The 25471-nt window shown below is 44.7% G+C and carries 21 protein-coding genes; 10 read left to right on the top strand and 11 right to left on the bottom strand.

The features are described from left to right. Positions 1-73: 73 nt before the first annotated feature. Entirely contained in the window at positions 74-1507 is a 1434-nt protein-coding gene (locus ACS8FD_RS05205) for an L-serine ammonia-lyase (protein WP_439274771.1), read from the bottom strand. Between the two features lie 568 nt (positions 1508-2075). Between ACS8FD_RS05205 and ACS8FD_RS05210 the strand changes: the two genes are divergently transcribed. Continuing rightward, the gene (locus tag ACS8FD_RS05210) at positions 2076-3476 is read left to right on the top strand and encodes a solute carrier family 23 protein (protein ID WP_439274772.1); all 1401 of its coding nucleotides are present in this window, start codon (positions 2076-2078) and stop codon (positions 3474-3476) included. A gap of 72 nt (positions 3477-3548) precedes the next feature. Here the strand turns inward: ACS8FD_RS05210 and ACS8FD_RS05215 are convergent, their stop codons facing one another. Continuing rightward, positions 3549-4478, bottom strand: a complete 930-nt coding sequence (locus ACS8FD_RS05215) for a DMT family transporter (RefSeq protein WP_439274773.1) — start codon at positions 4476-4478, stop codon at positions 3549-3551. A 437-nt stretch (positions 4479-4915) separates the two neighbouring features. On the opposite strand from ACS8FD_RS05215, the gene ACS8FD_RS05220 reads away from it, so the two are divergent. Next, entirely contained in the window at positions 4916-5866 is a 951-nt protein-coding gene (locus tag ACS8FD_RS05220; protein ID WP_439274774.1) for a WG repeat-containing protein, read from the top strand. 108 nt (positions 5867-5974) lie between these two features. On the opposite strand, the gene ACS8FD_RS05225 is transcribed toward ACS8FD_RS05220, so the two are convergent. Continuing rightward, positions 5975-6967, bottom strand: coding sequence for an alpha/beta fold hydrolase (locus tag ACS8FD_RS05225; RefSeq protein ID WP_439274851.1), 993 nt, complete (start codon positions 6965-6967; stop codon positions 5975-5977). A 132-nt stretch (positions 6968-7099) separates the two neighbouring features. Further along, positions 7100-7264 carry a rubredoxin gene (locus ACS8FD_RS05230; RefSeq protein ID WP_439274775.1) on the bottom strand — a complete coding sequence of 55 codons (165 nt, stop codon included), beginning with the start codon at positions 7262-7264 and terminating at the stop codon, positions 7100-7102. A 281-nt stretch (positions 7265-7545) separates the two neighbouring features. On the opposite strand from ACS8FD_RS05230, the gene ACS8FD_RS05235 reads away from it, so the two are divergent. Then, on the top strand, positions 7546-8115 hold the full coding sequence (locus ACS8FD_RS05235; protein ID WP_439274776.1) for an adenine phosphoribosyltransferase: 570 nt from the start codon (positions 7546-7548) through the stop codon (positions 8113-8115). Between the two features lie 98 nt (positions 8116-8213). Here ACS8FD_RS05235 and ACS8FD_RS05240 read toward each other — a convergent pair whose 3' ends face one another. Then, positions 8214-9152 carry a transaldolase gene (locus ACS8FD_RS05240; protein ID WP_439274777.1) on the bottom strand — a complete coding sequence of 313 codons (939 nt, stop codon included), beginning with the start codon at positions 9150-9152 and terminating at the stop codon, positions 8214-8216. Between the two features lie 420 nt (positions 9153-9572). Between ACS8FD_RS05240 and pheA the strand changes: the two genes are divergently transcribed. The 6 genes from pheA to ACS8FD_RS05270 all read left to right on the top strand — a co-directional run bounded on the left by pheA (position 9573) and on the right by ACS8FD_RS05270 (position 16722). After that, entirely contained in the window at positions 9573-10748 is a 1176-nt protein-coding gene (gene pheA / locus ACS8FD_RS05245; protein WP_439274778.1) for a prephenate dehydratase, read from the top strand. A 129-nt stretch (positions 10749-10877) separates the two neighbouring features. Then, positions 10878-12005 carry a histidinol-phosphate transaminase gene (hisC, locus tag ACS8FD_RS05250; protein ID WP_439274779.1) on the top strand — a complete coding sequence of 376 codons (1128 nt, stop codon included), beginning with the start codon at positions 10878-10880 and terminating at the stop codon, positions 12003-12005. Positions 12006-12127: 122 nt separating this feature from the next. Beyond that, entirely contained in the window at positions 12128-14497 is a 2370-nt protein-coding gene (locus ACS8FD_RS05255) for a bifunctional prephenate dehydrogenase/3-phosphoshikimate 1-carboxyvinyltransferase (protein WP_439274780.1), read from the top strand. A gap of 271 nt (positions 14498-14768) precedes the next feature. Then, positions 14769-15716, top strand: a complete 948-nt coding sequence (rarD, locus tag ACS8FD_RS05260; protein ID WP_439274781.1) for an EamA family transporter RarD — start codon at positions 14769-14771, stop codon at positions 15714-15716. 75 nt (positions 15717-15791) lie between these two features. Further along, positions 15792-16199, top strand: a complete 408-nt coding sequence (gene folB / locus ACS8FD_RS05265) for a dihydroneopterin aldolase (protein ID WP_439274782.1) — start codon at positions 15792-15794, stop codon at positions 16197-16199. Continuing rightward, positions 16189-16722, top strand: coding sequence for a 2-amino-4-hydroxy-6-hydroxymethyldihydropteridine diphosphokinase (locus ACS8FD_RS05270; protein WP_439274783.1), 534 nt, complete (start codon positions 16189-16191; stop codon positions 16720-16722). Before folB ends, ACS8FD_RS05270 begins: the two co-directional genes overlap by 11 nt. 39 nt (positions 16723-16761) lie before the next feature. Here ACS8FD_RS05270 and ACS8FD_RS05275 read toward each other — a convergent pair whose 3' ends face one another. After that, the gene (locus tag ACS8FD_RS05275) at positions 16762-17496 is read right to left on the bottom strand and encodes a glucose 1-dehydrogenase (protein WP_439274784.1); all 735 of its coding nucleotides are present in this window, start codon (positions 17494-17496) and stop codon (positions 16762-16764) included. Positions 17497-17660: 164 nt separating this feature from the next. Here ACS8FD_RS05275 and ACS8FD_RS05280 point away from each other — a divergent pair, with 164 nt between their 5' ends. After that, positions 17661-18200, top strand: a complete 540-nt coding sequence (locus ACS8FD_RS05280; protein ID WP_439274785.1) for a DUF924 family protein — start codon at positions 17661-17663, stop codon at positions 18198-18200. A 171-nt stretch (positions 18201-18371) separates the two neighbouring features. Here ACS8FD_RS05280 and cysE read toward each other — a convergent pair whose 3' ends face one another. The 5 genes from cysE to dnaE all read right to left on the bottom strand — a co-directional run bounded on the left by cysE (position 18372) and on the right by dnaE (position 25124). Continuing rightward, positions 18372-19307: a serine O-acetyltransferase gene (cysE, locus tag ACS8FD_RS05285; RefSeq protein ID WP_439274786.1), complete on the bottom strand. Its 936-nt coding sequence runs from the start codon at positions 19305-19307 to the stop codon at positions 18372-18374. A 241-nt stretch (positions 19308-19548) separates the two neighbouring features. Beyond that, positions 19549-19992, bottom strand: a complete 444-nt coding sequence (locus ACS8FD_RS05290) for a YtoQ family protein (protein WP_439274787.1) — start codon at positions 19990-19992, stop codon at positions 19549-19551. Between the two features lie 67 nt (positions 19993-20059). After that, entirely contained in the window at positions 20060-20953 is an 894-nt protein-coding gene (locus ACS8FD_RS05295; RefSeq protein ID WP_439274788.1) for an RNA methyltransferase, read from the bottom strand. Positions 20954-20955: 2 nt separating this feature from the next. Continuing rightward, positions 20956-21423 (bottom strand): Hpt domain-containing protein, encoded by a 468-nt coding sequence (locus ACS8FD_RS05300; RefSeq protein WP_439274789.1) that lies wholly within the window; start codon positions 21421-21423, stop codon positions 20956-20958. A 14-nt stretch (positions 21424-21437) separates the two neighbouring features. Beyond that, complete coding sequence (gene dnaE / locus ACS8FD_RS05305) at positions 21438-25124, bottom strand: DNA polymerase III subunit alpha (RefSeq protein WP_439274790.1); 3687 nt, start codon at positions 25122-25124, stop codon at positions 21438-21440. Between the last annotated feature and the right edge of the window lie 347 nt (positions 25125-25471).

The raw sequence follows: 25471 nt of genomic DNA on the forward strand, positions 1-25471 counted from the left end.
ATATTATATAAAAAGGCCTCTAAATGATTAGAGGCTTTTTTATGGCAGCTACTTTGTCAATATATTCAGAGCTCTAGCACTGACTATACTTGACACTGACTCCCTGGCTGACTGTAGGTATTCGGTTGTCTGCAATCACGGCAAGGCCTGCGCGCGACGTCTCTTTGTAGCTCTCGAGCATATCAGCGCCAGTCTGCTTCATGGTTTCAACTACTTTATCAAAAGAGACAAAGTGCTGACCATCACCGCGGCAGGCCAGACGAGCGGCATTCACCGCTTTCACGGCTCCCATAGCGTTGCGCTCAATACAAGGCACTTGTACGAGGCCACCAATAGGGTCGCAAGTCAATCCTAAATTATGCTCAATACCAATCTCCGCAGCATTGAGGCATTTTGCCGGATCGCCGCCTAATATCTCGGCCAAAGCTGATGCTGCCATTGCGCAAGCAGAGCCCACCTCGCCTTGGCAGCCGACTTCAGCACCTGAGATAGAAGCGTTTTGTTTGATAAGACTGCCGATAGCTGTGGCATTAAGTAAAAACTTACGCGCACCATCCAAACTGTAGTTAGACAAAAAATCTCGGTAGTAATGCATGACAGCTGGGATAATACCTGCTGCGCCATTCGTCGGAGCGGTCACCACATTGCCGCCATTAGCGTTCTCTTCGTTAACGGCTAAAGCGTACAAATCGATCCAATCCATCGCAGCCAATTTATCTGTTTTGGCAATAGGCCGGTCTTTTTCAGCGCACAGCTGTAAGTATAGGGCTTGGGCACGGCGTTTGACATCGAGACCTCCAGGCAAAATACCGCTATTTTGGCAGCCTCTTGCTACGCAGTCTTGCATTGAATCCCATATAGAATCTAAATAAGCAAGTACCTCCTCTTTATCACGATAATGACACTCATTAGCCAATACCAACTCGCTGATACTTAAGCCGTTCTTTTGGCAGCGCTCAAGTAGCTCAGATGCGCTATTAAACGGATAGGGTATCTCTTCTATCGTTGGCGTCGCATGATCGTCATCAGGGTTGGTGGCGTCTTCTTCATTGATCACAAAACCGCCCCCTACTGAATAGTAGGTTTGCTGATAGCGACTATTATCGGCTAAGTGCGCGCTAATAGTCATCGCGTTAGGATGATAAGGTAGGACCGTATCGCTATACCAATGAATATGGCGTTCTACATCGAATGCAATCTCATGCTCGCCTGCGATATTAAGAGTTTTGTCTGAAAATATAGGTAGCAAATACTGGCTGGTAAGCCGAGTGTCGATGGTGCTAGGAGCATGACCGAGTAACCCGAGCAAGATAGCGGTATCGGTCGCATGCCCTTTGCCGGTAGCGGCTAAAGAGCCAAAAAGCTCGATTTCAACACTTTTAATGGCACTCAGCTCAGTCTGTTTACGCAGTGAGGATAAAAACAGGTTGGCCGCAACCATTGGGCCTACAGTATGTGAGCTTGAGGGACCAATACCGATTTTAAATAAGTCAAAAACACTAATCATAATGAAACACTCAACAGATGAAATAAAAAAAGGCTAAATCGTCAGTAGATAGCGCTTAAATAAAGGGTCGTTTAGTAGATATTTTGATTATCAGGAATAATCAACATTTAGACACGAATAGGGTAGTCAATTAAAGGTTTTTAGCGAATAGCCAACCGTTTCGTTAGTGGCTACTTAAGAATAGCTCGGTATAGAAAACCGTCAAATCAGCTCTTTTTTTTGCTATAAAATTCCGTTATTATGCTGAGCACTAACCGTGCTGTAACATCCTGTAATAAAAATAAAAGATATTGAATGTAAGTACCAAAAAAATTTAGACAAAATTCTTATTTATCTAGTAGAACATATATAAATCGACGTGACTAACGAAAAATAGCAAGGCTTAAGCTTGTGATGGTTAACTAATTATTATTAATGATGTCCATCAATGCAAGCTATCCGACGGCTACAAAGTTATAGGGTACGACTTGGCAAAAGTCACAAGTCTTCACTACTGGTAAATAATGACAGCACATGCTCCTTTTTATAGAAGCTATAATAATGCAGTTGGGTCAAATAGGAAACGCGCATGATACCCCCTTCAGAACAGTCGTCTCAAATCTCATCGGAACACAATGCTTTAGAGGCTGCAGGTATTGAGACTAATACTATGACACTACCGCATAATCCAGACTTCGATAATGGCAAATGGTTTCCTACTTGGCGTCCTTTTCAAGGTGACTTGGATCGCAATCCAGTAGGGATCAATGAGTATTTGCCACCATCAAAGAGCATCTTGCTAGGTATCCAGCATACTTTTGCGATGTTTGGCGCAACAGTATTAGCCCCTCTATTAATGGGGTTTGACGCCAATCTAGCTATTTTGATGTCAGGTATCTGTACTATCATGTTCTTTATGATTACCGGCGGCCGGATGCCAAGCTATTTAGGCTCAAGCTTCGCTTTTATTGGCCCTGTGATAGCAGTCACTGCTTATGCTGGTACCGGTTTCAATAGCGGTTTAGATGTGGCTTTAGGCGGTATTATGGCCTGCGGTATCATTTATGCGCTAGTAGGCTTGCTGGTTATGAAGACCGGTACGGGCTGGATTGAAAGCTTGATGCCCCCTATTGTCACCGGTGCTATCGTGATGATTATCGGGCTGAATTTAGCGCCCGTTACTATCCAAGGGGTCTCGGCCAATCAGTTTGACGCTTGGATGGCGGCGCTTACGGTATTGCTCATTAGTGGTGTGGCGGTATTCACACGAGGTATGCTGCGCCGCCTATTATTACTCGTTGGCCTTATTTTGTCTTATGTGATCTATTACATCGTTACCAACGTGATGGGCTACGGGACACCTATTGATTTTACTAGTGTCTCAGTTGCCTCATGGTTTGGTCTGCCTAGTATTCATACGCCGCGCTTTGAGCTTAGTGCTATTGTCTTGATTGCACCTGTCGCTTTTATTTTAGTCGCCGAAAACTTAGGTCATTTTAAAGCGGTAGAAGGTATGACTAAGGCGCGAGTCACCCCTTATATGGGCCGGGCGTTTTTTGCTGATGGCTTAGCAACGACATTTTCAGCAGGCTTTGGCGGTACTGGAGTGACCACTTACGCTGAGAATATTGGGGTTATGGCGGTTACTAAAGTCTATAGCACGACTATCTTTGTTGTCGCCGGTGTCGTCGCGGTATTATTAGGATTGTCACCAAAATTTGGCGCGATTATTCAGACTATTCCGGTGGCGCTGTTGGGCGGCGCATCTATCGTCGTATTCGGACTCATTGCTATCGCTGGGGCAAAAATCTGGATAGACAGTAAAGTGGATTTTAGTAAAAACAGCAATTTAATCATCGCTGCAGTTACGGTCATTATGGGTACTGGTAATTTTAGTTTGCATTTAGGCGGTTTTGATTTGGGCGGCATAGGTACTGCAACTTTAGCCGCCATCGTACTCAATGCTTTATTTAATCGTCAAACGGACTGATCTTTATCTTTAAGGTATTTTAGCTTTAAGAGTAAAAGGGTGGGGCTGATAACAGCCTCACCCTTTTTTAAATTAATATTTTTTGTTATAAAACCGCGCAAAAAACCGATATCGGCGCAGAGCTCGAGGTTTGGGTTTTAGCGAGCCTAAATAGATAGCTAACATAGTCAGTAGAGCGCCGGTCCATTGCAAAGTATTAATGGGCTTATCGAGCCAAGTATAATCAATGAGCAAAGCGGCAACCGGCTCAGTCAACAGCAATAATCCGGTCAGAGCTAGAGATAGCTTAGGAATAGAGTAGGCAATCAAGCCCCAAGCTAAGCACTGCATCACCGCGCCATAGACCAGTATCCAGCCAACCTCAGATAAAGTACTAGGCATAATATTACCTTTATCTAGTATCAGCATAGGGACTATCATTGCTAGCACCCCGCCAATACTGACCAGTTGCATCAGAACCAGTATAGGGGTCGGTTCTGTATCGTGCGTCTTACGAATAAACGTCATCGAGGCCGCTAGCATGCCCCCTGAGATGATACCAGTGATAAAGCCCCAAGTGGCGGCAGAGTTTTGCGCAAACTCCGGACTGCCTATCATAGCGACTCCTAGCATCGCTAAACATAAACTAATCAATTGCAAAATAGACTGGCGCTCATTGAAGTATAAAAAACCAATCGCTGCCAAAAAGAAAATCTGTAAGCTATTTAATAATGTTGAGATACCAGGGCCGACTGCATAAATACTTTCATGCCAAAGGGCTAAGTCCAAGCCCAAAAACGCGCCTGATAATAAACCATAAAAAATGGCGCGTCTCGATTTTGGCAAGCGTTGACCGGCTATCTTCGCTAACACCGCAAAAACCACCCCTGAGATCGCCAATCGCCAAAATGACATCGCCCAGCCACCAATATCGACATGGGCAACAATGAGGCTACCTAAACCAAAAATAATACAACCTATGACTAAGCCAATGGTAGCAGTACGCGTGGTGGTATTGGACATAAAGCTCCCCTCTGACTTATTGACCTGTTTATGGGTCTGACTGATTTACAAACGACTATGATATTGCACTAATAACAACAAAAGATAAAAATGTAAGCTCTAAAAAGAGCACAAGTGTATACCTTTTGGCCTAAAATCTAAATGGCATAACGATAATTTTGTAGCTAGGATTGGTTTAGCAGTAGCTCGTTATAATATTTTTAAGCTCGTACTTAGTTACACTAGAAGATTACCCGAACGCTATATTGGCTATTTGTTGGCTTAGCAGTTTATAATAAACAAGCTTATAATTATTTTTCAGCCTAAGAGCTACCGAAAATAGCTATCAAAACTTTGTTAATAACTTACCGGTATACACATCGTCTATGTCACTATTTAGATCTACGTCTAGAAAGCTATTTGCGTTAATAGCGCAGCAGTTGTCTGCAGGACTGCTAATGTCGGCTAGCCTAATGTTTGTGATGCCAAGCGCGCAAGCTGCCAGCTGTAAGCTGCCCAAAAGCTATTACAAAAATGTCTCTTGCACCGCTAACAGTCGCTATTTCTTAGCGATTAAGGATTTTGGCGCACCGGTTGCCTTAATCAATAAGCAAGGTAAGAGGGTCGTTGATCTATCGCGCTATCAGCAAGTAGACGCCGATAAGCTGGCTGGCGGCTTGATACCTGTCGAGCGCAGTAACAAGGTCGGTTATCTGAATATGGAAGGGCGCGAAGTAGTGCCGCTGATCTATGATAAGCTAGGTGAGTCTTCGGGCTGGGCGCGAGCGGCAACGGATGGGCGTATTGTGGTTAAAAAAGACGGTAAATATGGAGTTATAGATACTACTAACAACATCATAGTACCGTTTTCTGCCTCTATTAGTGATATCGATAATTATAAAGGCGGCAAAGCGCGAGTGCGTAAAGGTCAAGCCACTAGCTGGCTCGATAAAAATGGTAATGCTATCTCAGACCCCAGTCCTGTCAGTGCTGACAATAGTAATCGTGATAGGCAGCAAAATAATACTAACAGCACAAACAACGATACTGCGACTACTAACCGCGCCAACCGAGCGCTATTTACGACTTTGCAAGCGGATCAGCGCGATGGCAAATGGGGCTTTGTAGATGAGCGTAATATTACTATGATTACCTATTCCTTCGATGCTGTGCGTCCCTTTTCAGAAGGCTTAGCAGGCGTACTCGTCGATGGTAAATGGGGTTTTGTTAATTTAGGCGGGGAGTTGGTGATTCCTTTTCGCTTCGATGAAGAAGGCGTGGCGAGCAGCGGCAGCTATCTAGGAGCGCCCTCTTTTGTCTTTAAACAAGGCAAAGCTTGGATTGGCAGCCTCCAAAATGGTAATAAGATGTGTATTGATAAAGAAGGTACCAATGTAAGCTGTGATTGATAAATAATCCCCAAAGTAGAAGTGAGCAAGATCAATGAATACAGCGGCGCATAATAAGATTATGCGCCGCTGTATTCATTTAAAAATCGAGCAGCTGACAATACTTCTTTAACCTAAAAGATGATTACGGATCAGATCGACCATATAAGGCTGATAATAAGCTGGAATATCGTGACCCATACCATCAATCAGATAAAATTTGGCATTAGGAATAGTCTTTGCCACTACCTTGCCTTGCGATGCTGGCAATAGCCCATCGGCGCTACCGTGCATAACGATAGTCGGCGCTTTTACCTTTTTACTAAAGCGCGCAATGGAGCCGGAAGCCAAAATAGCGTTGAGCTGCTGCAGCGTACCTAACGGATGAAAGCTGCGCTGATAGCGTAGCTCTGCCACTTCACGTACCGCGCGAATATCAATATGCCCAGGCGTACCAACCGTCTTAATAAACCAAACACTATGACGGACAATATCGCGCTCAGAGTGACTCTCAGGACGATTGATTAAGGTATATAACTGTTTGGGTTTTGGTGGTCGCAAAAAAGCGCGATTATTGGTGGTAAACATCAAAGCCATACGGTTGACTAAGCTTGGATAACGAGCCGCGACGATTTGCGCGATCATACCACCCATGGAAGCGCCAATGAGATGCGTGCGACCAAGATGTAACACCTTAATCAAGCGCACGGTATCCTCGGCCATATCAGTAAGCTTATAAGCGACTTGCTCGCTTTTATTAGATAAGCCAGTTTGCAGACGAAACATCATCTTCAGCTGATTGACGCGTGGTAACCCTTCAATTTGAACCTTGGAGGACAGCCCAATATCCCGATTATCAAAACGAATGACAAAAAAACCTGCGTCAATGAGCCTTTTTATAAAGCTATTGGGCCAAAAGATCATTTGTGAGCCTAAACCCATTATCATTAGCAGCGGTGGGTTATGAGGATTGCCACCTGCTTCGACGCAAAGCTCAATACCATCACCGATATCGATCATGGCTTGATAAAGATCTTTGCTCAGATCTGAAGGTACCCAGTGATGCTCACCGAATTTCTCCCAGTCTGGGGTAGGGTATTGCGCGGGTCTTTTAGTGTCCATACGTTTCAAAGTACCATTGCTACTACCTTCAGCAGTATTGCTACTAGTAGTATCAGCATCAAGAGATTTTGTATTCGTCATAAAGTGTCCTATTTAGAGGGTCCTAGTTACCTAGTTATCAAGGTACTAGCTCTAAAACTCTAACATCTCAAAATCAAGCTTACCCACACCGCACTCAGGGCAAGTCCAGTCTTCAGGGACATCTTCCCAGCGCGTACCAGGAGCGATACCTTCTTCAGGACAGCCAAGCTCTTCATCATAGATCCAGCCACAGACGATACATTCATAACGTTTCATACATAATCCTATCTATCATTGCTCATTTATCATTGGGGTTTGAGACTATCAAAGCGCGCGTAGTGTAGCATATATCGCCACCTAGCTCATTTAAGTTTACACTTGTATATTGAGACAAGTATGCCTTTATTAAAGCCTTATCGCTATATTCAATAGTGAAGCAGTCGTCATTTTTAGCTTTGATCACTGTCAACATAGCAATTATGCTACTATAACGTCCGATTATTATGACCTTTACATTTTGGTTATGATCGCTATATTTTTACCTGTTAAGGACTTTTATGAGCGCCACAAAAGCGACATCATCCGCTAAGACTGTCTCTGATGACTCTAATCTTGTCAATACTGAGCATCCGCTTTGGCAAATTATTCGTACTGTACCGGACTTTCCTAAGCCGGGTATAGACTTTTATGATATTACCCCTTTACTGCGCAGTCATATTGATGAGGTGATTGATGCATTGTTAGCGGCGCTGCCGAAGGGCCTCATGGATGAGGTGGACTGTTTAGGCGCAGTTGAAGCGCGCGGTTTTGTCTTTTCAAGTTTGCTAGCAGGTAGATTGGGCAAGGGCATGATATTACTTCGTAAACCCGGTAAGCTACCACCACCGGTCGCTAATAAAGCTTATGCGCTAGAGTACGGTAAAGATACGCTTGAGATGCAAAGCAACTTGCCGCCTGAGCGTTTACTATTGGTTGATGATATTTTGGCCACTGGCGGTACTTTGCGCACGGCCTACGAGCTATGCAGATCCGCTAATCATAATGTGGTGGGGGCTTTGGTATTATTGGATTTAGTCGACCTACATGACGAGTTTCCAGTGCCGGTTTATACCGTTTTGAAAGCCTAAATGGGCTTTCAAAGCAGGTATTAAGACAAAAAAAGCGCTCTACGTTGAGCGCTTTTTGAGTTACTCAGATAATAGGACGTTAAGTATAAGTATGTTGATTAACGCATAGCTGCTAACGCTTGCGCTAATTCTTCACGGGCGCTAATAAACCCATCAATACCTTTTGGTAATAGATCTTGTGTCACTTTATCGTCTTGATAAGCGGCGCTGAACTCTTCATGGGTTAAGCTGACTTTGCTCATAGCATCTAGATCCATCGACATAGTAGGGGATAGCTGGCGGGTGACGTCGATATCCATATTGGCAAGCTCATCTATTAAGTTTGGCGCAATAGTTAATAAGTCACAGCCTGCTAGGGCTAATATTTGCTCTGTTGAGCGGAAACTGGCGCCCATTACCTGCGTCTGATAACTGTGCTGCTTGTAGTATTGGTAAATAAGCTTGACCGATTGCACGCCCATATCGTCGCCGGCGGGTACGTTTTGGCGATTTTGTTGGCGCTTTTGCCAGTCTAAGATACGACCAACGAATGGCGATATCAGCGTAACGCCAGCATCAGCACAAGCAATCGCTTGATGTTGCCCAAATAGCAAGGTTAGGTTGCAGTGGATATTTTGGGTCTCAAGGTAGCGGGCCGCTTCAATCCCCTGCCAAGTCGCTGCCATTTTGATCAATACCCGATCAGAGTCAACTCCAGCCTTTTTATAGGCTTCTATATATTCCAAAGCTTTATCGATAGTCGCCTGAGTATCGTAAGACAAGCGGGCGTCTACCTCAGTCGATACTCGACCTTCGATGAGCTCTAAAATACTACAGCCGATTTGGATCGTTAAAGCATCGATAACCGCATCGACATCACCTTGCTGACGACTCATGGTTTCTGCTAGCATCGATTGATTGTCAGGATGAATCAGCGCTTTGGTGATGAGGCTTGGGTTAGTGGTCGCATCGATAGGCTTGAGACGCTCAATAGCGGCTAGATCGCCAGTATCAGCGACAATAGTAGTCATAGTGCGAAGCTGTTGTAATGCGCTCATTAAATATCCTTGTCATTATAATAAGGGTTAAACCTTCGATTTATTCGTAGGCTTTCTTTAAGACTCTAACACAGATTTACTTCTGGGGTTACTGCTAGTCATAGCGATTGCGAGTATTTATTATGATAATGCTTGGGCTCATGCCACTAAAAGATATAACCTCATTTACTTTATTTCAGCTATTGACAGCCATTTATGCATGGGCACTGTAAGCAGTTTTTGCTATAGTAGGGACGGTCTGTTGTTTGCCTGCCTTATTCGCCGACTCTTTTATGAGTAAAGAGGATAAATAGAGCTGGTAGGCTATCAATAGTAACCAGCCGTCAATAATAAAAAGTAAATGATTAGATCTAGATACTATTTAGATACTAGTCTTCTTCAATATAGCAAACGTTAACCGTTTCAAAAAGGATAAAAGATATGAGTAAACAGCCGGCAGAGCAAAATGTAGATCATTCGACGCTAGCAAATACTGATGTCAGCAAAACCGCAACCGATCAACAGCTTTTGAATCAGCTGCGTCACGATATCGATGCAGTCGATAATGAGATTCATATGCTGATCAATAATCGGGCAAAATTAGCCCAAAGAGTGGCGGTAGTTAAAAAAGAGTACCTAGCGGAGCAAAAATCCGATAGCAATCCTATCTTTTATCGTCCAGAGCGCGAAGCGCAAGTACTAAAAGCGGTGATGGCGCGTAATGAGGGGCCGATCTCTGATGAAAAAATGGCACGTTTGTTTCGTGAAATTATGTCGGTCTGCTTGGATCTAGAAGCGCCGCAGCGTATTGCTTTTTTGGGCCCGCTTGGTACTTTCACCCATGCTGCCGCGCTGAAACACTTTGGCAAAGCCGCTGATACTGTACCCCTTAACACGATTACCGATGTGTTTCGTGAAGTCGAAGCGGGTACGGCGATGTACGGCGTGGTCCCTGTTGAGAACTCTTCTGAGGGTGTCGTTAATCATACTTTGGACGGGTTCTTATCCTCATCGCTTAAGATTATTGGCGAAGTTGAGCTGCCTATTCATCAAAACTTCTTAGTCGCTGAACATACTAAAGTCGATAGCATTAGCCGTATTTATTCGCATCAGCAGTCACTCGCACAGTGCCGTCATTGGCTCGATGTTAATTATCCTAACGTCGAGCGCGTCGCAGTCTCTAGTAATGGCGAAGCCGCTCGCCGTCTAAAGAACGAATGGCATTCAGCCGCTATCGCAGGCGACGTGGCAGTTGCTGAATACGATCTGCATAAGCTGTACTCGAACATCGAAGACAACCCGAGCAATACCACCCGCTTCTTAGTCATCGGTCACGAAGCTATCGCGCCATCAGGCCAAGACAAAACCTCTATTGTCGTCTCAGCCCATGACAAGGCCGGTGCTTTGATCGAAATCCTTAAGCCCATGTCTTATCATGGCGTTTCTATGACTAGCATCGAGACCCGTCCTGAACGTCCGAACAAGTGGGCTTACGTGTTCTTTATCGATATGGACGGGCATATTGACAACCCTAATGTCAGCGCGGCTATTGCTGATATACGTCCATTGGTCAAAGATGTGCGTGTACTAGGCTCTTATCCAAAAGCGGTGCTCTAAGAGATAGAGTGTGGTAGTTAGTATTGAAATATTTATTTGAGTCGGCGTAGGCTGAGGCTTGAGCCCAGCACCTTTGACTAAACGTCTAAATACTAGATGATAGTCAAGCCATTAAAAAAGGACAAAACCATGCCATCTTCCAATACCTCGCAAGCTAAAACTCTTCATCCACTAATGCCAGCCTACGACAGTATAATGGCGCTAGCACCCTATCAAACGGGTAAGCCTGTGGAAGAGCTCACGCGTGAATACGGGGTCTCAGATGTGGTCAAGTTGGCTAGTAATGAGAACCCTAAAGGCTGCTCACCGCAAGTCACTTTAGCGATAACGGAGCAGTTAAGCCAATTGGCTCGTTATCCTGATGGCAATGGTTATTATCTCAAGCAAGCGCTATCTGACTTTACCAATATGAGCATCGATAGCATCACTTTAGGTAATGGCTCTAACGATTTGCTCGATATTTTGGCACGAAGCTTTGTCGGTCATAATGATGCTATTGTCTATAGCCAATATGGGTTTGTAGTGTATTCGATGCTAGCTAAGATGCAAGGCGCGACCGGTATCGAGGTACCAGCCCAGCGCTTCGGTCATGATTTAAAAGCCATGCGTCAAGCGGCCCTAGATAATGCCAATACCAAGATCGTATTTATCGCCAATCCGAATAACCCAACTGGCACTTTATTAGGCAGCGAAGAGCTACGCGAGTTTGTCGCAAGCTTGCCGTCTTCAGTATTGGTTGTATTAGACGAAGCTTATATCGAATACAGCCCTGAGAGTAATAATCGGGCGCTATTGGACGAGTTTGATAATGTAGTGATTGTGCGCACCTTCTCCAAAGCTTATGGCCTAGCAGGCTTACGTGTTGGCTATGCGCTAAGCTCGCCTGCAGTGGCGGATTTGCTCAATCGTATCCGTCAACCGTTTAACGTTAGTCGTATCGCTTTAGCCGCAGCGGCAGCGGCACTGGCGGATCAAAGCTTTATTAGCGAGGTGCGCAAAATTAACGCCGGACAAATGCGCTGGTTAGAGAAGCAGTTCGATGCGTTAGGGCTTGAGTTTATCAAGTCATACGCCAATTTTATTATGGTAAAAATAGAAGGCGCGGCTGACATTAATCAAGCATTATTAGAGCAAGGTGTCATCGTACGTCCCTTAAGAGGGTATGAGCTAAACGACTGGTTACGAATCACCGTAGGCTTAGCAGAAGACAATACGCGCTTGATTGATACTTTAAAATCTATCTTAAATGAAGATTGAAACCTATTAATCGCAACTTTATCTGGGCGGTGTTGCAGATTCGCCATACTTTTTGATGATTGTTCAATACGCCCCAGTTAAGATGCTAGATTTATTTGTACGACACTTATAATAAGATACCCATGAGCTATCCAAAATCCACAAATCATCTAAACACAGAGCCATTATTTGAGCAAGTCTGCATCATAGGTCTAGGGCTAATCGGTGCCAGTCTTGCGCAAGCTATTAAAGATAATAGCCTAAGCAAACGTCTGGTAGCAGTCGATAAACATCAGCCCAGCATAAGCGCTGCTCTCGAGCAGGGGTTGCTCGATGCTGGTGGTGATTCGCTAAGCCAAGTCGTGAGTGGCTCTGATTTGATCGTTATCGCCATCCCTGTGCAAGCAGTGTCAGCGGTATTCACTGAGATTAAGGCTGTAATGCAAAGCGGTGCGCTTGCCTATGACTGTATTATCAGCGATGTCTGCAGCACCAAAGCCAATGTCATTGCCGCCGCTAAAGATGTTTTTGCAACTTCGCTCAAGGGTTTGCCTGTTGGACTGGTGCCCGCGCATCCGATTGCCGGCGCTGAAGATTCAGGCTATCATGCACGACGCAGCGGTTTATTTATTAACCATAGCGTTATTATTTGTCCACTAGCGAGCACTGACGAGGCAGCTATTATCAAGCTGCGCCAGTTATGGGAGTCGGTAGGGGCGAGTGTAATGTCGATGGATGCTAAGCATCACGATTCGGTACTGGCGCATACCAGTCATTTGCCGCACTTATTAGCCTATAATCTAGTCGATCAGCTGGCCAGTCATGATGATAATTTAAATATGTTTCGCTATGCCGCTGGCGGCTTTCGAGACTTTACCCGTATCGCGGCGAGCGACCCAAAGATGTGGCACGATATCTTTTTTGCCAATCAAGATGCGATAATCGATGCGCTTGATGAATACAGCGATTATCTAAAAAATATACGCCAGCTTATTATTGATAAAGATTCAACCGCCCTAATGGGACTTTTAGGCCGCGCGCAAGCTGCACGGCGACATTTTGGCCATATGCTAACCAGCACCCCTTATACGGATACCTCTGCTATGTCAGCTTCTTATATTATTTCTCCCAATACCCGTAATGCCGTCAACGGTACCATTACCATTCCAGGTGACAAGTCCATCTCGCACCGCAGTATTATGTTTGGTAGTATTGCCGAAGGCGTCACCCAAGTGACAGGGTTTTTGGAAGGAGAGGACGCGTTAGCGACTCTGCAAGCCTTCAGAGATATGGGCGTGACCATCGAGGGGCCAGATAACGGCAAGTTGACCATTCATGGTGTCGGTATGAAAGGGCTAAAGCCCAGCAAAACGCCTATCTATATGGGCAACTCTGGCACCAGTATGCGCTTGCTAGCTGGCATCTTAGCCGCGCAAGATTTCGATAGCGTACTCACCGGTGATACTAGCCTCAATAAGCGCCCTATGGAGCGTATTGCTGCGCCACTACGGCAGATGGGTGCAATCATTCAAAGCACGGGTACTAGTGGTACCTCGCCGCTAAGTATTACTGGCCGCGATAAAGCAGGTAAGCCACTGCAAGGTATTGACTATCAGATGCCAGTGGCTTCTGCGCAAATTAAGTCTTGCTTGTTATTAGCTGGCCTGTGGAGCGAAGGTACAACGACAGTGACGCAACCGGAAGTCAGCCGCGATCATACCGAGCGGATGTTATCGGCCTTTGGTTATGAGGTGAGCGTCGATGGCAATCGTATCAGCGTTGAGGGCGGTGGTAAGTTAACCGCTGGCGATATAGCAGTACCGGCTGATATCTCCTCAGCAGCATTCTTTATGGTGGCGGCAGCTATCAGCCAAGATAGTGAGCTGACTTTGAGTCAAGTGGGTATCAACCCGACACGTACTGGTGTTATCGATATCCTCAAATTAATGAATGCAGATATTAGTCTAAGCAATGAAACCCACGTCGGCGGTGAGCCCGTCGCTGATATTACCATTCGAAGCTCAAACCTTATAGGCATTGAGATACCTGAGCACTTAGTGCCACTCGCGATTGATGAATTCCCAGTATTATTCGTTGCCGCCAGTTGTGCGCAAGGTCGAACGGTGTTAACAGGCGCGAAGGAACTACGAGTGAAAGAATCTGACCGCATTGCAGTCATGGCTGATGGCTTGCAAACCTTAGGAATTGACTGCAGGGTAACTGAAGATGGACTAATCATTGAAGGCAAGGGCAAACAAGGTAAAGACGATAAGGTCGATAACCATCAACCTATCTTTGATGGCGGTCATATAACCTCGCATCATGATCACCGTATTGCGATGAGCTTTGCTGTTGCTAGCTTGCGTGCCTCTAAGCAGATTATTATCGAAGGCGTAGAAACAGTTAATACGAGCTTTCCAGGTTTTGCAGAGCTTGCTAATCAAATCGGTATGTCCATTGAAGTGGATAAAGGCGTAGATACTGATAATAATACCAGCACTGACAAAGCCTAGGTCTTTTATAGCGGATAAGTTAAAACAAACTAAAAAAGCTTAATTTTATAAGTCATTAGTGATTAGTAAGTAGCAATGGGTCGATGTCCTTATGGCATTGACTCATTGCTTTTCTATTTAAATACTAAAACCTAACTAATAAAACCTAAGTACTAAAACTCTGTACCTCGCAAAGCGCATTCCTTCCTTTTATTTACCCTGTTGATTAGCAATAGTAGGAGATATAAAGGGTGATAAAGATGCGCTTTGTCCAAATAAGTTGTCTTGTGTTATGACTACCCAAAATGTGCTAAAAAAACCAGTCGCTGCTGTGCAAACCACTCAGCGCGGCATTATTACGGCGCTGATAGCGTTCTCAATTTGGGGCGCTTTTCCGCTGTATTTTAAGCAATTAAGCGCATACAACGCGACCGAAATCATCGGACATCGTATTATCTGGACGTTTTTATGCTTATTAGTCGTTTTAGTCGCTACTAAGCGTTGGCAATGGATTAATACGCTTAAACAAAACCCCAGATGGTTAGCACTAACCTTTTTATCAGGTTTGATTATCGCGACTAATTGGCTGACGTACGTTTGGGCGGTGAATCACGATCAGATACTAGAAGCCAGTTTAGGTTACTTTATCGGGCCGCTAGTCGGGGTAGCGCTATCGATGATTCTCTTTAAAGAGCGCATGCGGCCGCTGCAATGGGTAGCGATTAGTTTTGCGCTACTGTCGGTGTTAATACAAGTGGTCATGTTAGGTAGCTTGCCTTGGATATCGTTAATATTGGCCTTTAGCTTTAGCACTTATGGCACCATTCAGCGTCAAACACCGCTAACGGCGGTCGATGCGATGTTTGTCGAGACTGCGATGCTCGTACCGATATGCGTGTGGTGGTTTTGGCAGGCAGATGTCGTCAGTAGTCAGATTAGCTTTTGGTTTACCTCAAATATTTGGCTATTGATGCTGGCAGGACCAATAACCTTGATACCGCTTTTATTGTTTAATAAATCCACTAAGCTAGTCGCTTATAGTATTCTAAGCTTTATGAATTACTTAACACCGACCTTTATCTTCTTCTTAGCGGTGTTTTACTATAAGGAGCCTTTTGATCTGCATCGCTTAGCCGTATTTGGTCTGATATGGTTAGGCCTATTATTATTCAGTATCGATCTGTGGCGACATCGCCCAAGTAAAATGCTAAAAGTCAAAAATGGAAACTCAAAAGCCTAATCGTCTTGTAGATAGTCATTTGGTAGAGAGCAATACATTAAAAGTATCGTTAATGGAAGATTTTAAGGAAAAATAATGCAACCTAGCGAAGCAGATGTGGTATTTGTAAAAGGCTTAAAACTCGATGCAGTCATTGGTGTCTTTGACTGGGAGCGCGCAATCACTCAGCCTATTTTAATCGACATCGTGTTAGAAACTGATATCAGCAAAGCGGCGCTATCAGATGATGTCAAAGACGCCTTAAGCTATAAAGAAGTCTGCGACGATGTCAGCATTTGGTGTAAAGACATTAAAGCAAAACTACTTGAGCATCTAGCCGAGCAGCTCGCCGAGAAACTATTAGCCAAATATAACTGCCAAAGAATAACTTTAAGCGTCGCCAAGCCAACGGCTATTAAAGAAGCAAATGCGGTTGGGGTGCAAATTACGCGCTTGGCAAAAACTGAAGCTAAAAACACCGACAATCTTACTAATGAGCAATAAAGATTTAGCGGATTTAAAGCTAGAAAGCTTGCCAAGGCTGAGTATTACCGAGCTACAACCGTTGGCAGTGAGTGCAGCGTTGTTGGCTTTGGGTAGTAATTATCAAGCGGATCATCACTTACCGTATGTCCAGAACATTCTAGCTGAGCTTGGCGAGATTGAGTTGTCTAATGCTGTTAAAAATCCTGATATTACCGCTACCAAAGAGCAGCCAAAACCCGACTATATCAATCAAAGTGTCTATTTAGCTTTGAGTAAGAGTATGACTTTAGCTCAGCTACAGCAAGTTTTTAAGAATCTAGAGGACGAATGTGGTAGAGAGCGTACGCAGAAGTCAAAAAGCTCAGGGAGTCAAGGAGCGGTTACCAAGGTGAGTATGGATATCGATATTTTGTTAGTAAAAATAAACCATAAAAAAAATAGCCTAAGCAAATTTGAAAATAAATGGACGGTTATAGCAGAGCGTTTACCTTTTGCAGACCATGAAATGACTGGTATAAAGGAGCTACAAAAAAAGAGCTAAATTATACTTTAGCTCTTTTCAAATACACTTTTCAACAAACTACTGCGCGGTCAAACCACCATCAACGACAAACTCAGAGCCAGTAGAATAGCTGGAGTCATCTGAGGCCAAAAACAGCACCATACCGCTGACTTCTTCAGACTCTGCCACCCGTTTCATCGGAATCGTTTTGGCAAAAGCTTCGACCGCATCTTTAGTATCGCCTTGGGTAATCATAGGGGTGGCTATGACGCCAGGACGGATAGAGTTGACACGAATACCGTGTGGGGCGCATTCAAGAGCCGCGGCTTTGGTCATACCGCGTACGGCAAACTTAGAGTCAGTATAGCCAATCGCACCGCCCACTAAACCGTTAATCGATGAGATATTAATAATCGAGCCTTGCTTGGCTTGTTTCATAGTAGGAATGACCGCTTTTATCCCTAAAAATACCGACACTTGATTGATCTCCAGTATCTTGCGGTAGTCCTCTACTGAAGTATCCAAGATGGATTTGTGGGTGGTGATACCCGCGTTGTTAACCAAGACATCAATTTGGCTAAATTTAGCTTTGGTTTCATTAACGACTTGCGTCCAATCATCTTCATTAGTCACATCATGCTTGATAAATAGGGCGTTATCGCCAAGCTCCATTGCCAGCGCTTCGCCTTTTTCACTATTGATATCAGTTAAAACCACTTTTGCACCTTGCTCTAGACATAGACGGGCGTGAGTCTCACCCATACCTTGAGCTGCTCCGGTAATGATGATCACTTTGTCTTGTAGACGTGCCATGATGTATCCTCTCTTTATATTGTTTAGTTATTATTTATTGTTTGGCGATACTCAATAAGTATAGATTATAAATGCGCATTATGTCGTTATGATTGGTAGAGACTTGTGCCAGATAAAAAAGGCTATGGTTACTAAAAAGACTGGAAAATTAAATGAGGACCCTTATGTATAAAAAAATACTAAAATTTTGCTTTGAAGAAGTCGGCAGTCAGCAGTTTTTTGAGAAAGATTTAAGTTTTGATAGATTACTACGGAAGCGCTTCGGCAGCGTACTGGTACAAGCCTCGGCAGCTGAATGCTATAATTGGCGCAGCAGTCCTGATGGCCGTTTAGCAGAGATTATCGTATTAGACCAGTTTTCACGAAATATCTACCGCGATACAGCAGCAGCTTTTGCGCAAGATGGTATGGCATTAGTGTTAGCGCAAGAGGCGGTAGCGGCTAATGATTTGCAGCATCTACAAACGGTAGAGGAGCGTAAATTCTTATTGATGCCTTTTATGCATAGCGAGTCTACGGTAATCCATGAACAAGCGTTACGGTTATTTAAGAAGTTTACCAATCCAGAGACGGTGCAGGCTGAGATCAAACATAAAGTCATTATAGATCGTTTTGGTCACTATCCGCACCGTAATGATATTTTAGGGCGAGTGTCTTGTGCTGAAGAAATAGAGTTTTTAACCCAGCCGAACTCATCGTTTTGAAGGTTGGAGTATCTACATATTAAGATAGAGATAGTATTCTAAAAAGAAGTCATGCCTTATATGGGATATAAACACATGTATAGGATATAAACACACGATGTCACTTCAATATTCAATAAAAAGTGAGAAGTGATTTATAGCTTACTCCTCACTTTTTGGTTAAACCTTTGATTATTTTTCAGGTGTACCCGCTTGATCCATATCACTTTGATCAATGACATCGATATCTTCTAAGCACAGCTTATCGTACTCTTTTTGACAAAAATCAGGATCTATCTTGCACATGGCTTTTTGTAATTGATCTAAGCGAGTTTCAGACTGCTGAATGTGCTCAAGCATTTTGGCAAAAGCTTCGGCAACAGGATCTTGTGATGAGGGATCGATACCATAAGCTTGAAACGCGGTATCACGAGCCGAGCTGGTAGCCTTGTCGGGACTGACATCCTTTTGTGGTATTTTTGCTTGCTGGCCATCGGTGATAATGCCTTTCGCTGCTTTTTCTTGTTGTTTGGAGTCATTAATTTTTGCAACGATAGGGTTGCCTTTTTCATCATGATACTCAGATATCATGCGCGCGGCACTACCTACCATAGTGGCATTAGCAGGCACCGGCTTGACCACTACCGCATTCGAGCCAATCTTAGCGTTCTTGCCGACCGCAAACGGGCCTAAGACTTTTGCGCCAGCGCCGACAGTGACGCCATCTTCTAGCGTAGGATGTCGCTTACCATTATTTTGTGAGACCCCGCCTAAAGTGACACCGTGATATAACGTGACGTCATCGCCAATCTCAGCGGTCTCGCCAATGACTACGCCGACGCCATGATCGATAAAAAAACGTTTCCCAATCCGCGCGGCAGGATGTATTTCAATACCGGTCACGATACGTGAGCCGTAAGAGATCACGCGTGCGGCGAGTTTTTGCTCATGATTCCATAGGTAATGAGCGCCGCGGTGTAGTATCAAGGCATGAATACCAGGATAAGTTAAAATAACTTCTAAGCTATTGCGAGCGGCAGGGTCACGTTTGAATACAGCCTCGATATCTTCTTTAAGATCTTTTTTGGCCGTCTTGAGTGATTTAAGTAGGGCAGTTGGCGATGGCATAACGCGTCCTATCATATTTTTTAATTACATACTAAATGAAACAGTTTGCTTATCATTTTAGTTATAGCAGCTTTGCCTTACAAAATATAGCTATAAGCCATAAATAACAACAGATTAACAAATAATGTAGATTTATTAACTAAAAGCAGAATTTATGAGCTCGTTATACTGACAGGCTCACTATATAGCCACATAACCAGTCATATGATTCTGCTTAGTGTTTTACTTTTAAGATCACTAGTTAAGTATTGCTAGTGGTATATTTGAGGATTTCGACAATTTGTTCTGGGGTTTGTGCCCATGCCATAGCTGCCGCGTCGACTTCTTTTAGCGGATGAATAATATCGTCATTATGTAGAGTGATGTAGGGCTTACCTAAAGCGGCACAAAAGCCAGCGTCAAAAGCTGCATTCCATTGCTTATATTTATCACCAAAACGGATGATGGCAATATCACAGTTCTGGATTAGGGTTTTGGTACGAATGGAGTTGATCTTAGACGACTGATGATCGCGCCAAAACTGCTTGTCGTTCTCACCCAATAAATCACCCGCAGCATCGCTAGCTTCGTGGTTCGTTACGGCCGAGGTGAATTCAATATTAAGGCCATGATCTTTTGCGCCTTGCATGATTTGCTCGCGCCAATCGGTGTGAATCTCACCAGATAAATAAACCGTCCAATTCATAATTAACTCCATTTAGTTTTTAGTACTCTGCGTTTAATGAGGATAGCGACTTTAGTTTTCTATTAATTTAATAATCCTTTGAGACTTTAGCGATTAAAGCACTTAACAGCTGATATTCCTTTTGGTCAAGCTGAAGGCGTGAGCCGAGCCGCGATAGGCGTGCTGGCAGTGATCTTAAGTGCTCACTATCAGCGAGATTAAGCGCCACCATCAGCTCAGTGCTGCGCTGAGTGAGATTTTGTAATTGCTGCTGAGTGATAGCGGGCTCATCCCACTGCTGGCGGATATAAGTGCTGAGTAGGGGTGAGGTAGCTAGCTTCTCATCACTACTGTTGGTATTCGTACTGCTTTCTTTAACGAGCGCAGGACTAGCATTAGTTTGATGGACTTGCGCATAGGCAAAGATAAAGCTAGCGATGACTTGCACCGCTGAGGCGACATTGAGCACCGGATAGTCAGGATTGGCATCGATTTGGATATGGAAATCGGCAAAAGCCAGCTCCTCATTGGTAAGCCCTCGATCTTCACGACCAAAGAGGATTGCAATATTAGGGCGGCTCGCTGCTGATAGCTTAGATTCAGAACTGAGATCCGTTTGCGCATCAATAAACTCTAACATGATTTTAGCCGCCTGCGTGGGGGTCACCACGGGACGCGGCAGATGACGACTACGACTACTAGCGGCAAACACTAACTGACAATCGCCAATCGCTTCTTCTAGAGTCGGTGCGATGTGAGCGGCTGCCAATATCTCACTACCACCCGCCGCGTGGGAGACACTAGTATCATCTATCGGCAGCTTAGGATCGACGATAGTTAAGCGAGACAAACCCATAGTATGCATGGCTCGCGCAGCTGAACCGATATTAGCAGGTAGCGTAGTATTGACCATCACTATCTGTAAGCATGATAAATAATCGCTAACTTTTAGGACGCCGGATGCAGAAGGAGTGGACGTCATATCTATAACCCTAAACGTTGGTTGATCTCTTGTTCGACGTCTAAAAGTGCGGCTGATAAGCGCATAATCAGATCGGTTTGGCTGCTTATTTGTTGTTGGCGGCAAGCGACTTCGAGATGCTCGCTAAGCTCAGTGAGCTGCGTAGCACCTAGAGTAGCACTAGCGCCTTTTAATGCGTGAGCAAACTCAAAGCCATTGGCGTTATCGTTATTAGCTTGCGCCGCCTGCATGAGTATAATTCGCTGTTTGCTATCGTCGATAAAGGTCTGCACTAAATCGACAAAATCTTCTTCTAGTAAGTCGCGCATTTCTTCGAACTGGGCATCATCAATGATGGTTTGATGGCTATTATTGAAGTTATCGCCAATCGTGTTAATATTTTTGTACTCAGCATCAGTCATGATAAAAAGGTCCAATAAGGGTAAGGGAAAGTTACCTAAGTTGAATTTACTAGCGGCTAATAAAGCCATCGGCAGTGCAGATTTTAGTTGTAATGAAAATGTAGATTATCCTCACTAATCATCGTCTTTAGCTGCTGTAGATTATCATCATTAGGATAGACGCGCCAATGCTCTGATAAACCGACATTCGCAATGCCATAATCGGCGTAAACGCTGAGACCAAGAGGCGTACAGTTATCATTCATTACACTATCATTATAAGTAAAATTATCTTCATCACCATTAGCAGTGTTGGATTCTAAAGCCATAAGGTCATTACCCTCTTCATCATATAAGCTGGCGCCCATAGCGTTATCATAGTAGTTTTGAGCGCCGCCTTCTAGCTCATCATCTTCGCCATAATGAGAGAGTCTTGGCGCAGGGATGATGTCGGCTTGTGCCGATTTTAATAAAGGCTGCAGGCGAGCCAGAAGTTTAAGATCTTCATGGTGTACTTTGATACTGATTTTCTTGAGCCAACGCAGACGCGCATCAACCATCGTCATCGCATTATCAAGGCGAGCAAATAGGCGTCCATCACGCTCACGGATACTGCCTTTAATGATGACCACTTCATCAACTTTTAACTGTTCTTTGACGCGGTTAAAGCGCTCAGCATAACAGCTGACCTCAAGCCGTGAGGTGCCATCATCTAAGGTAATGACGTGGCGATTACCAAAGTTTGCCATGTCGATAATAAGACCAGCAAAGTAACAGCTACCGTTATAACCGGTATCGGTGAGTTTGTTGAGCCGCGCACCTGAGGTGTAGCGTTTTAGTTCATCTAAATACTCATTAATAGGGTGGCCGGTAAGATAAAGGCCTAAAGTGTTCTTCTCGGCTTTTAGGCGATGCTTATCGCCCCAAATCAGCTCAGGGGTCATTTTCAGTGGCGGCGCGGCAACCACACTGTCCATCTCACCGAATAGATCCATCATGCCAAGCTCACCATTTTTGCGGTCTTGCTCAGCGGCTTGCACTGCACTTGGCAATTGACTCATCAACGCACCGCGTATCTCGTAAGCGGCATCGGCTGGCAGGTCAGGGCGTAATGTAGCAGCAAAGTCATCAAAGCAGCCTGCACTGACCAAAGCCTCTAAAGTGCGCTTATTGACCTTTTTGATATCGACGCGGCGGCAAAAGTCGTATAAGTCGGTAAAAGGTCCATCCGTGCGACGCGCTTCGACGATAGACTCAACAGCGCCTTCACCGACGCCTTTGATCGCGCCTAGACCATAGATAATATTGGTTGGCGTATCAGCGACAAAATGCCAAGCGCTGCGATTGACCGAAGGGTTAATCACGGTTAAGCCAAAGTTCTCGCGGCAATCATTGATAAAAAACACCACATTATCGGTGTTGTTCATATCGGATGTCAGTACTGCTGCCATAAATTCGCTTGGATAGTAGCGCTTAAGATAAGCGGTCTGATAAGCGAGCACGCCGTAGGCGGCAGAATGTGAGCGGTTAAAACCATAACCGGCGAACTTCTCCATCAAATCGAATACACCGCCAGATGTGACCTCATCGATACCTTGATCGGTGGCACCGGTAATAAAGATATCGCGCTGCTTGGCCATCTCTTCGGGTTTCTTTTTACCCATTGCCCGGCGTAGCATGTCGGCGCCGCCTAAGCTATAACCGGCCATCACCTGCGAGATCTGCATGACTTGCTCTTGATAGACGATAACGCCATTGGTATTTTGCAGTATCGGTTCAAGGTTGGGATGATCGTAGATGACTTCTTCGCGGCCATGCTTACGGTCAATATACATCTCTACCATGCCGGCATCGAGAGGGCCTGGGCGATAAAGCGCGCACATGGCGATGACATCTTCGATATTAGTCGGTTGTAGCTTGGCTAGGTACTTTTTCATACCCATACTTTCTAACTGAAAAACAGCGGTGGTTTTGGCGTCTTGCAGTAGTTTATAGGCCTTGCTGTCATCTAGTGGTAAATCTTCTAACACTAAAGCTTCTTTGCCTTCACGGGCACGGCGCTCATTGATGTTCTTCACCGCCGCATCGATAACGGTTAAGTTACGCAGTCCCAAAAAGTCAAATTTTACAAGTCCAACATCTTCGACATCGTCTTTGTCAAACTGACTGACACGGTGACCCTCGTCATCACAATAAATAGCGCTAAAGTCGGTGATTCTATGTGGGGCAATGAGTACGCCGCCGGCATGCTTACCGACGTTACGGCATACGCCTTCAAGCTTCACCGCCATCTCCCAAATCTCAATGGCATCTTCATAGTCCATATTATCTGGATTGGAGATTAAGTCTTTAAGCTGCGGCTCTTGCTCTAGCGCTTGACTGAGGGTAATGCCGGGCGTCTTAGGAATGAGCTTAGAGATTTTATTGGCCAAAAAGTACGACTTGCTTTGTACTCGAGCCACGTCACGCACAACCGCTTTGGCCGCCATGGTACCAAAAGTAATAATCTGTGAGACCGCCTCACGGCCATAGGTTTGCGCCACATAATCAATGACTCTATCGCGACCTTCGATACAAAAATCAATATCGAAATCAGGCATCGATACCCGCTCTGGGTTCAAAAAACGCTCAAAGAGCAAGTCATAATGAATGGGATCAAGGTCAGTAATGTTCAGTGCATAGGCCACTAAAGATCCGGCACCAGAGCCACGACCCGGACCGACAGGCACGCCGTTGGCTTTTGCCCAGCGGATAAAGTCCATAACGATTAAGAAGTAACCGGGAAACCCCATCGATAAGATAATACCTAGCTCATACTCTAAGCGCTCATCGTACTGTTTACGAAAGTCGCTCCAGCTCTCGTCGCGCTCATCAACAGGAAAGAGCTTGTCCAGTCGATGCTCAAGACCGCGCTGCGACTCGGCCCGAAAAAACGACTCGATGGTCTCACCTTCAGGCACAGGAAAATCAGGCAGCACATTGATGCCGAGGGTTAAGGTAACGTTACAGCGAGTCGCTAAGCGCATGGTATTATTGATAACTTGCGGGATATCATCAAACAGTTGCTGCATCTGCGATTGAGTTTTTAGGTACTGCTCATCAGAATAATTCTGCGGACGATTGGCATCCGCTAATACGTAAGAGCCGGCAATACACACACGGGCTTCATGAGCATCGAAATCTTCTTGCTGTAAAAAGCGCACGTCATTATGAGCCACTAGCGGAATACGATGTTTAGTGCCAGCGTGGATAGTCGCTTGAATAAACGCATCTTCACCGCTGCGATTGGTACGTTTTATCGCAAAGTATAGGCGATCGGCAAACTTGGCCTGCCACTCACTAAGGAGCTCATCAGCGCGCTCTGGCATAGAGCCAATAAGCGCCTGTCCGACATCGGATTTTTCAGTAAATAAGACAATGACGCCCGCAGCATGTGCAAGGATATCGCTACGCTTGACGACAGGGATGCCATGATTGGCAGGATCAGCGCGGCCTTCGGTGAAGCCTAGCGAGACGATGCGAGTGATATTTTGATAGCCTTCGTTATCCATAGCTAGCAACGTCAATCTTGTGTCCTCATTATCCATGATGACTTCGCTGCCGATGATGGGCTTGATGCCAGCATTCAAACAGCCGCGATAAAACTTTACGGTGGCATAAAGGTTGGATAAATCGGTCAATGCTAGTGCTTGCTGGTTATCTGCCGCCGCCGCCTTAATTAGTGGCTTGATACGCACGATAGAATCGGTAATAGAATATTCGCTATGAATGCCAAGGTGTACAAATGCCATAGGGTACTCTTAAAGAAGCCAGATAAGAAAGCGGGTTGAAGATTAGACAAAGGTGTTGTTTTGCTATTATGACTATCATGCCGTAACGATTTTTCTATTGAAAATAATGATTATTATCAGATATTTAGCCTATAATAAGCATAGTTAATAAGATAGCGACAGTGTTTACATCAGCCGCTAATGATAGCATTTTTTGGCACTGACAGCTACATTTTCAAGCGCTATTGACGGCGTAATATATTTAACATATAAGTTGATGATGTGTAAAACAGCCCTCAAATCTGTCTCATAGAAAGGGCTGGTTAACGGATTCGTTATTATTTTATATAAAAGTCATGCCATTATAG

It is taken from the genome of Psychrobacter sp. 1U2, assembly GCF_051847575.1.

Bases quoted from the DNA above. Each gene is read 5' to 3' on its own strand.
- dnaE (WP_439274790.1), bottom strand. From the start codon at position 25,124: ATGGCATTTGTACACCTTGGCATTCATAGCGAATATTCTATTACCGAT.
- ACS8FD_RS05270 (WP_439274783.1), top strand. From the start codon at position 16,189: ATGAGCAATAAAGATTTAGCGGATTTAAAGCTAGAAAGCTTGCCAAGG.
- ACS8FD_RS05255 (WP_439274780.1), top strand. From the start codon at position 12,128: ATGAGCTATCCAAAATCCACAAATCATCTAAACACAGAGCCATTATTT.
- ACS8FD_RS05290 (WP_439274787.1), bottom strand. From the start codon at position 19,992: ATGAATTGGACGGTTTATTTATCTGGTGAGATTCACACCGATTGGCGC.
- ACS8FD_RS05225 (WP_439274851.1), bottom strand. From the start codon at position 6,967: ATGGACACTAAAAGACCCGCGCAATACCCTACCCCAGACTGGGAGAAA.
- ACS8FD_RS05230 (WP_439274775.1), bottom strand. From the start codon at position 7,264: ATGAAACGTTATGAATGTATCGTCTGTGGCTGGATCTATGATGAAGAG.
- ACS8FD_RS05205 (WP_439274771.1), bottom strand. From the start codon at position 1,507: ATGATTAGTGTTTTTGACTTATTTAAAATCGGTATTGGTCCCTCAAGC.
- ACS8FD_RS05280 (WP_439274785.1), top strand. From the start codon at position 17,661: ATGTATAAAAAAATACTAAAATTTTGCTTTGAAGAAGTCGGCAGTCAG.
- ACS8FD_RS05210 (WP_439274772.1), top strand. From the start codon at position 2,076: ATGATACCCCCTTCAGAACAGTCGTCTCAAATCTCATCGGAACACAAT.
- hisC (WP_439274779.1), top strand. From the start codon at position 10,878: ATGCCATCTTCCAATACCTCGCAAGCTAAAACTCTTCATCCACTAATG.
- ACS8FD_RS05235 (WP_439274776.1), top strand. From the start codon at position 7,546: ATGAGCGCCACAAAAGCGACATCATCCGCTAAGACTGTCTCTGATGAC.
- ACS8FD_RS05295 (WP_439274788.1), bottom strand. From the start codon at position 20,953: ATGACGTCCACTCCTTCTGCATCCGGCGTCCTAAAAGTTAGCGATTAT.
- ACS8FD_RS05240 (WP_439274777.1), bottom strand. From the start codon at position 9,152: ATGAGCGCATTACAACAGCTTCGCACTATGACTACTATTGTCGCTGAT.
- ACS8FD_RS05300 (WP_439274789.1), bottom strand. From the start codon at position 21,423: ATGGCTTTATTAGCCGCTAGTAAATTCAACTTAGGTAACTTTCCCTTA.
- ACS8FD_RS05220 (WP_439274774.1), top strand. From the start codon at position 4,916: ATGTCGGCTAGCCTAATGTTTGTGATGCCAAGCGCGCAAGCTGCCAGC.
- rarD (WP_439274781.1), top strand. From the start codon at position 14,769: ATGACTACCCAAAATGTGCTAAAAAAACCAGTCGCTGCTGTGCAAACC.
- cysE (WP_439274786.1), bottom strand. From the start codon at position 19,307: ATGCCATCGCCAACTGCCCTACTTAAATCACTCAAGACGGCCAAAAAA.
- ACS8FD_RS05275 (WP_439274784.1), bottom strand. From the start codon at position 17,496: ATGGCACGTCTACAAGACAAAGTGATCATCATTACCGGAGCAGCTCAA.
- ACS8FD_RS05215 (WP_439274773.1), bottom strand. From the start codon at position 4,478: ATGTCCAATACCACCACGCGTACTGCTACCATTGGCTTAGTCATAGGT.
- pheA (WP_439274778.1), top strand. From the start codon at position 9,573: ATGAGTAAACAGCCGGCAGAGCAAAATGTAGATCATTCGACGCTAGCA.
- folB (WP_439274782.1), top strand. From the start codon at position 15,792: ATGCAACCTAGCGAAGCAGATGTGGTATTTGTAAAAGGCTTAAAACTC.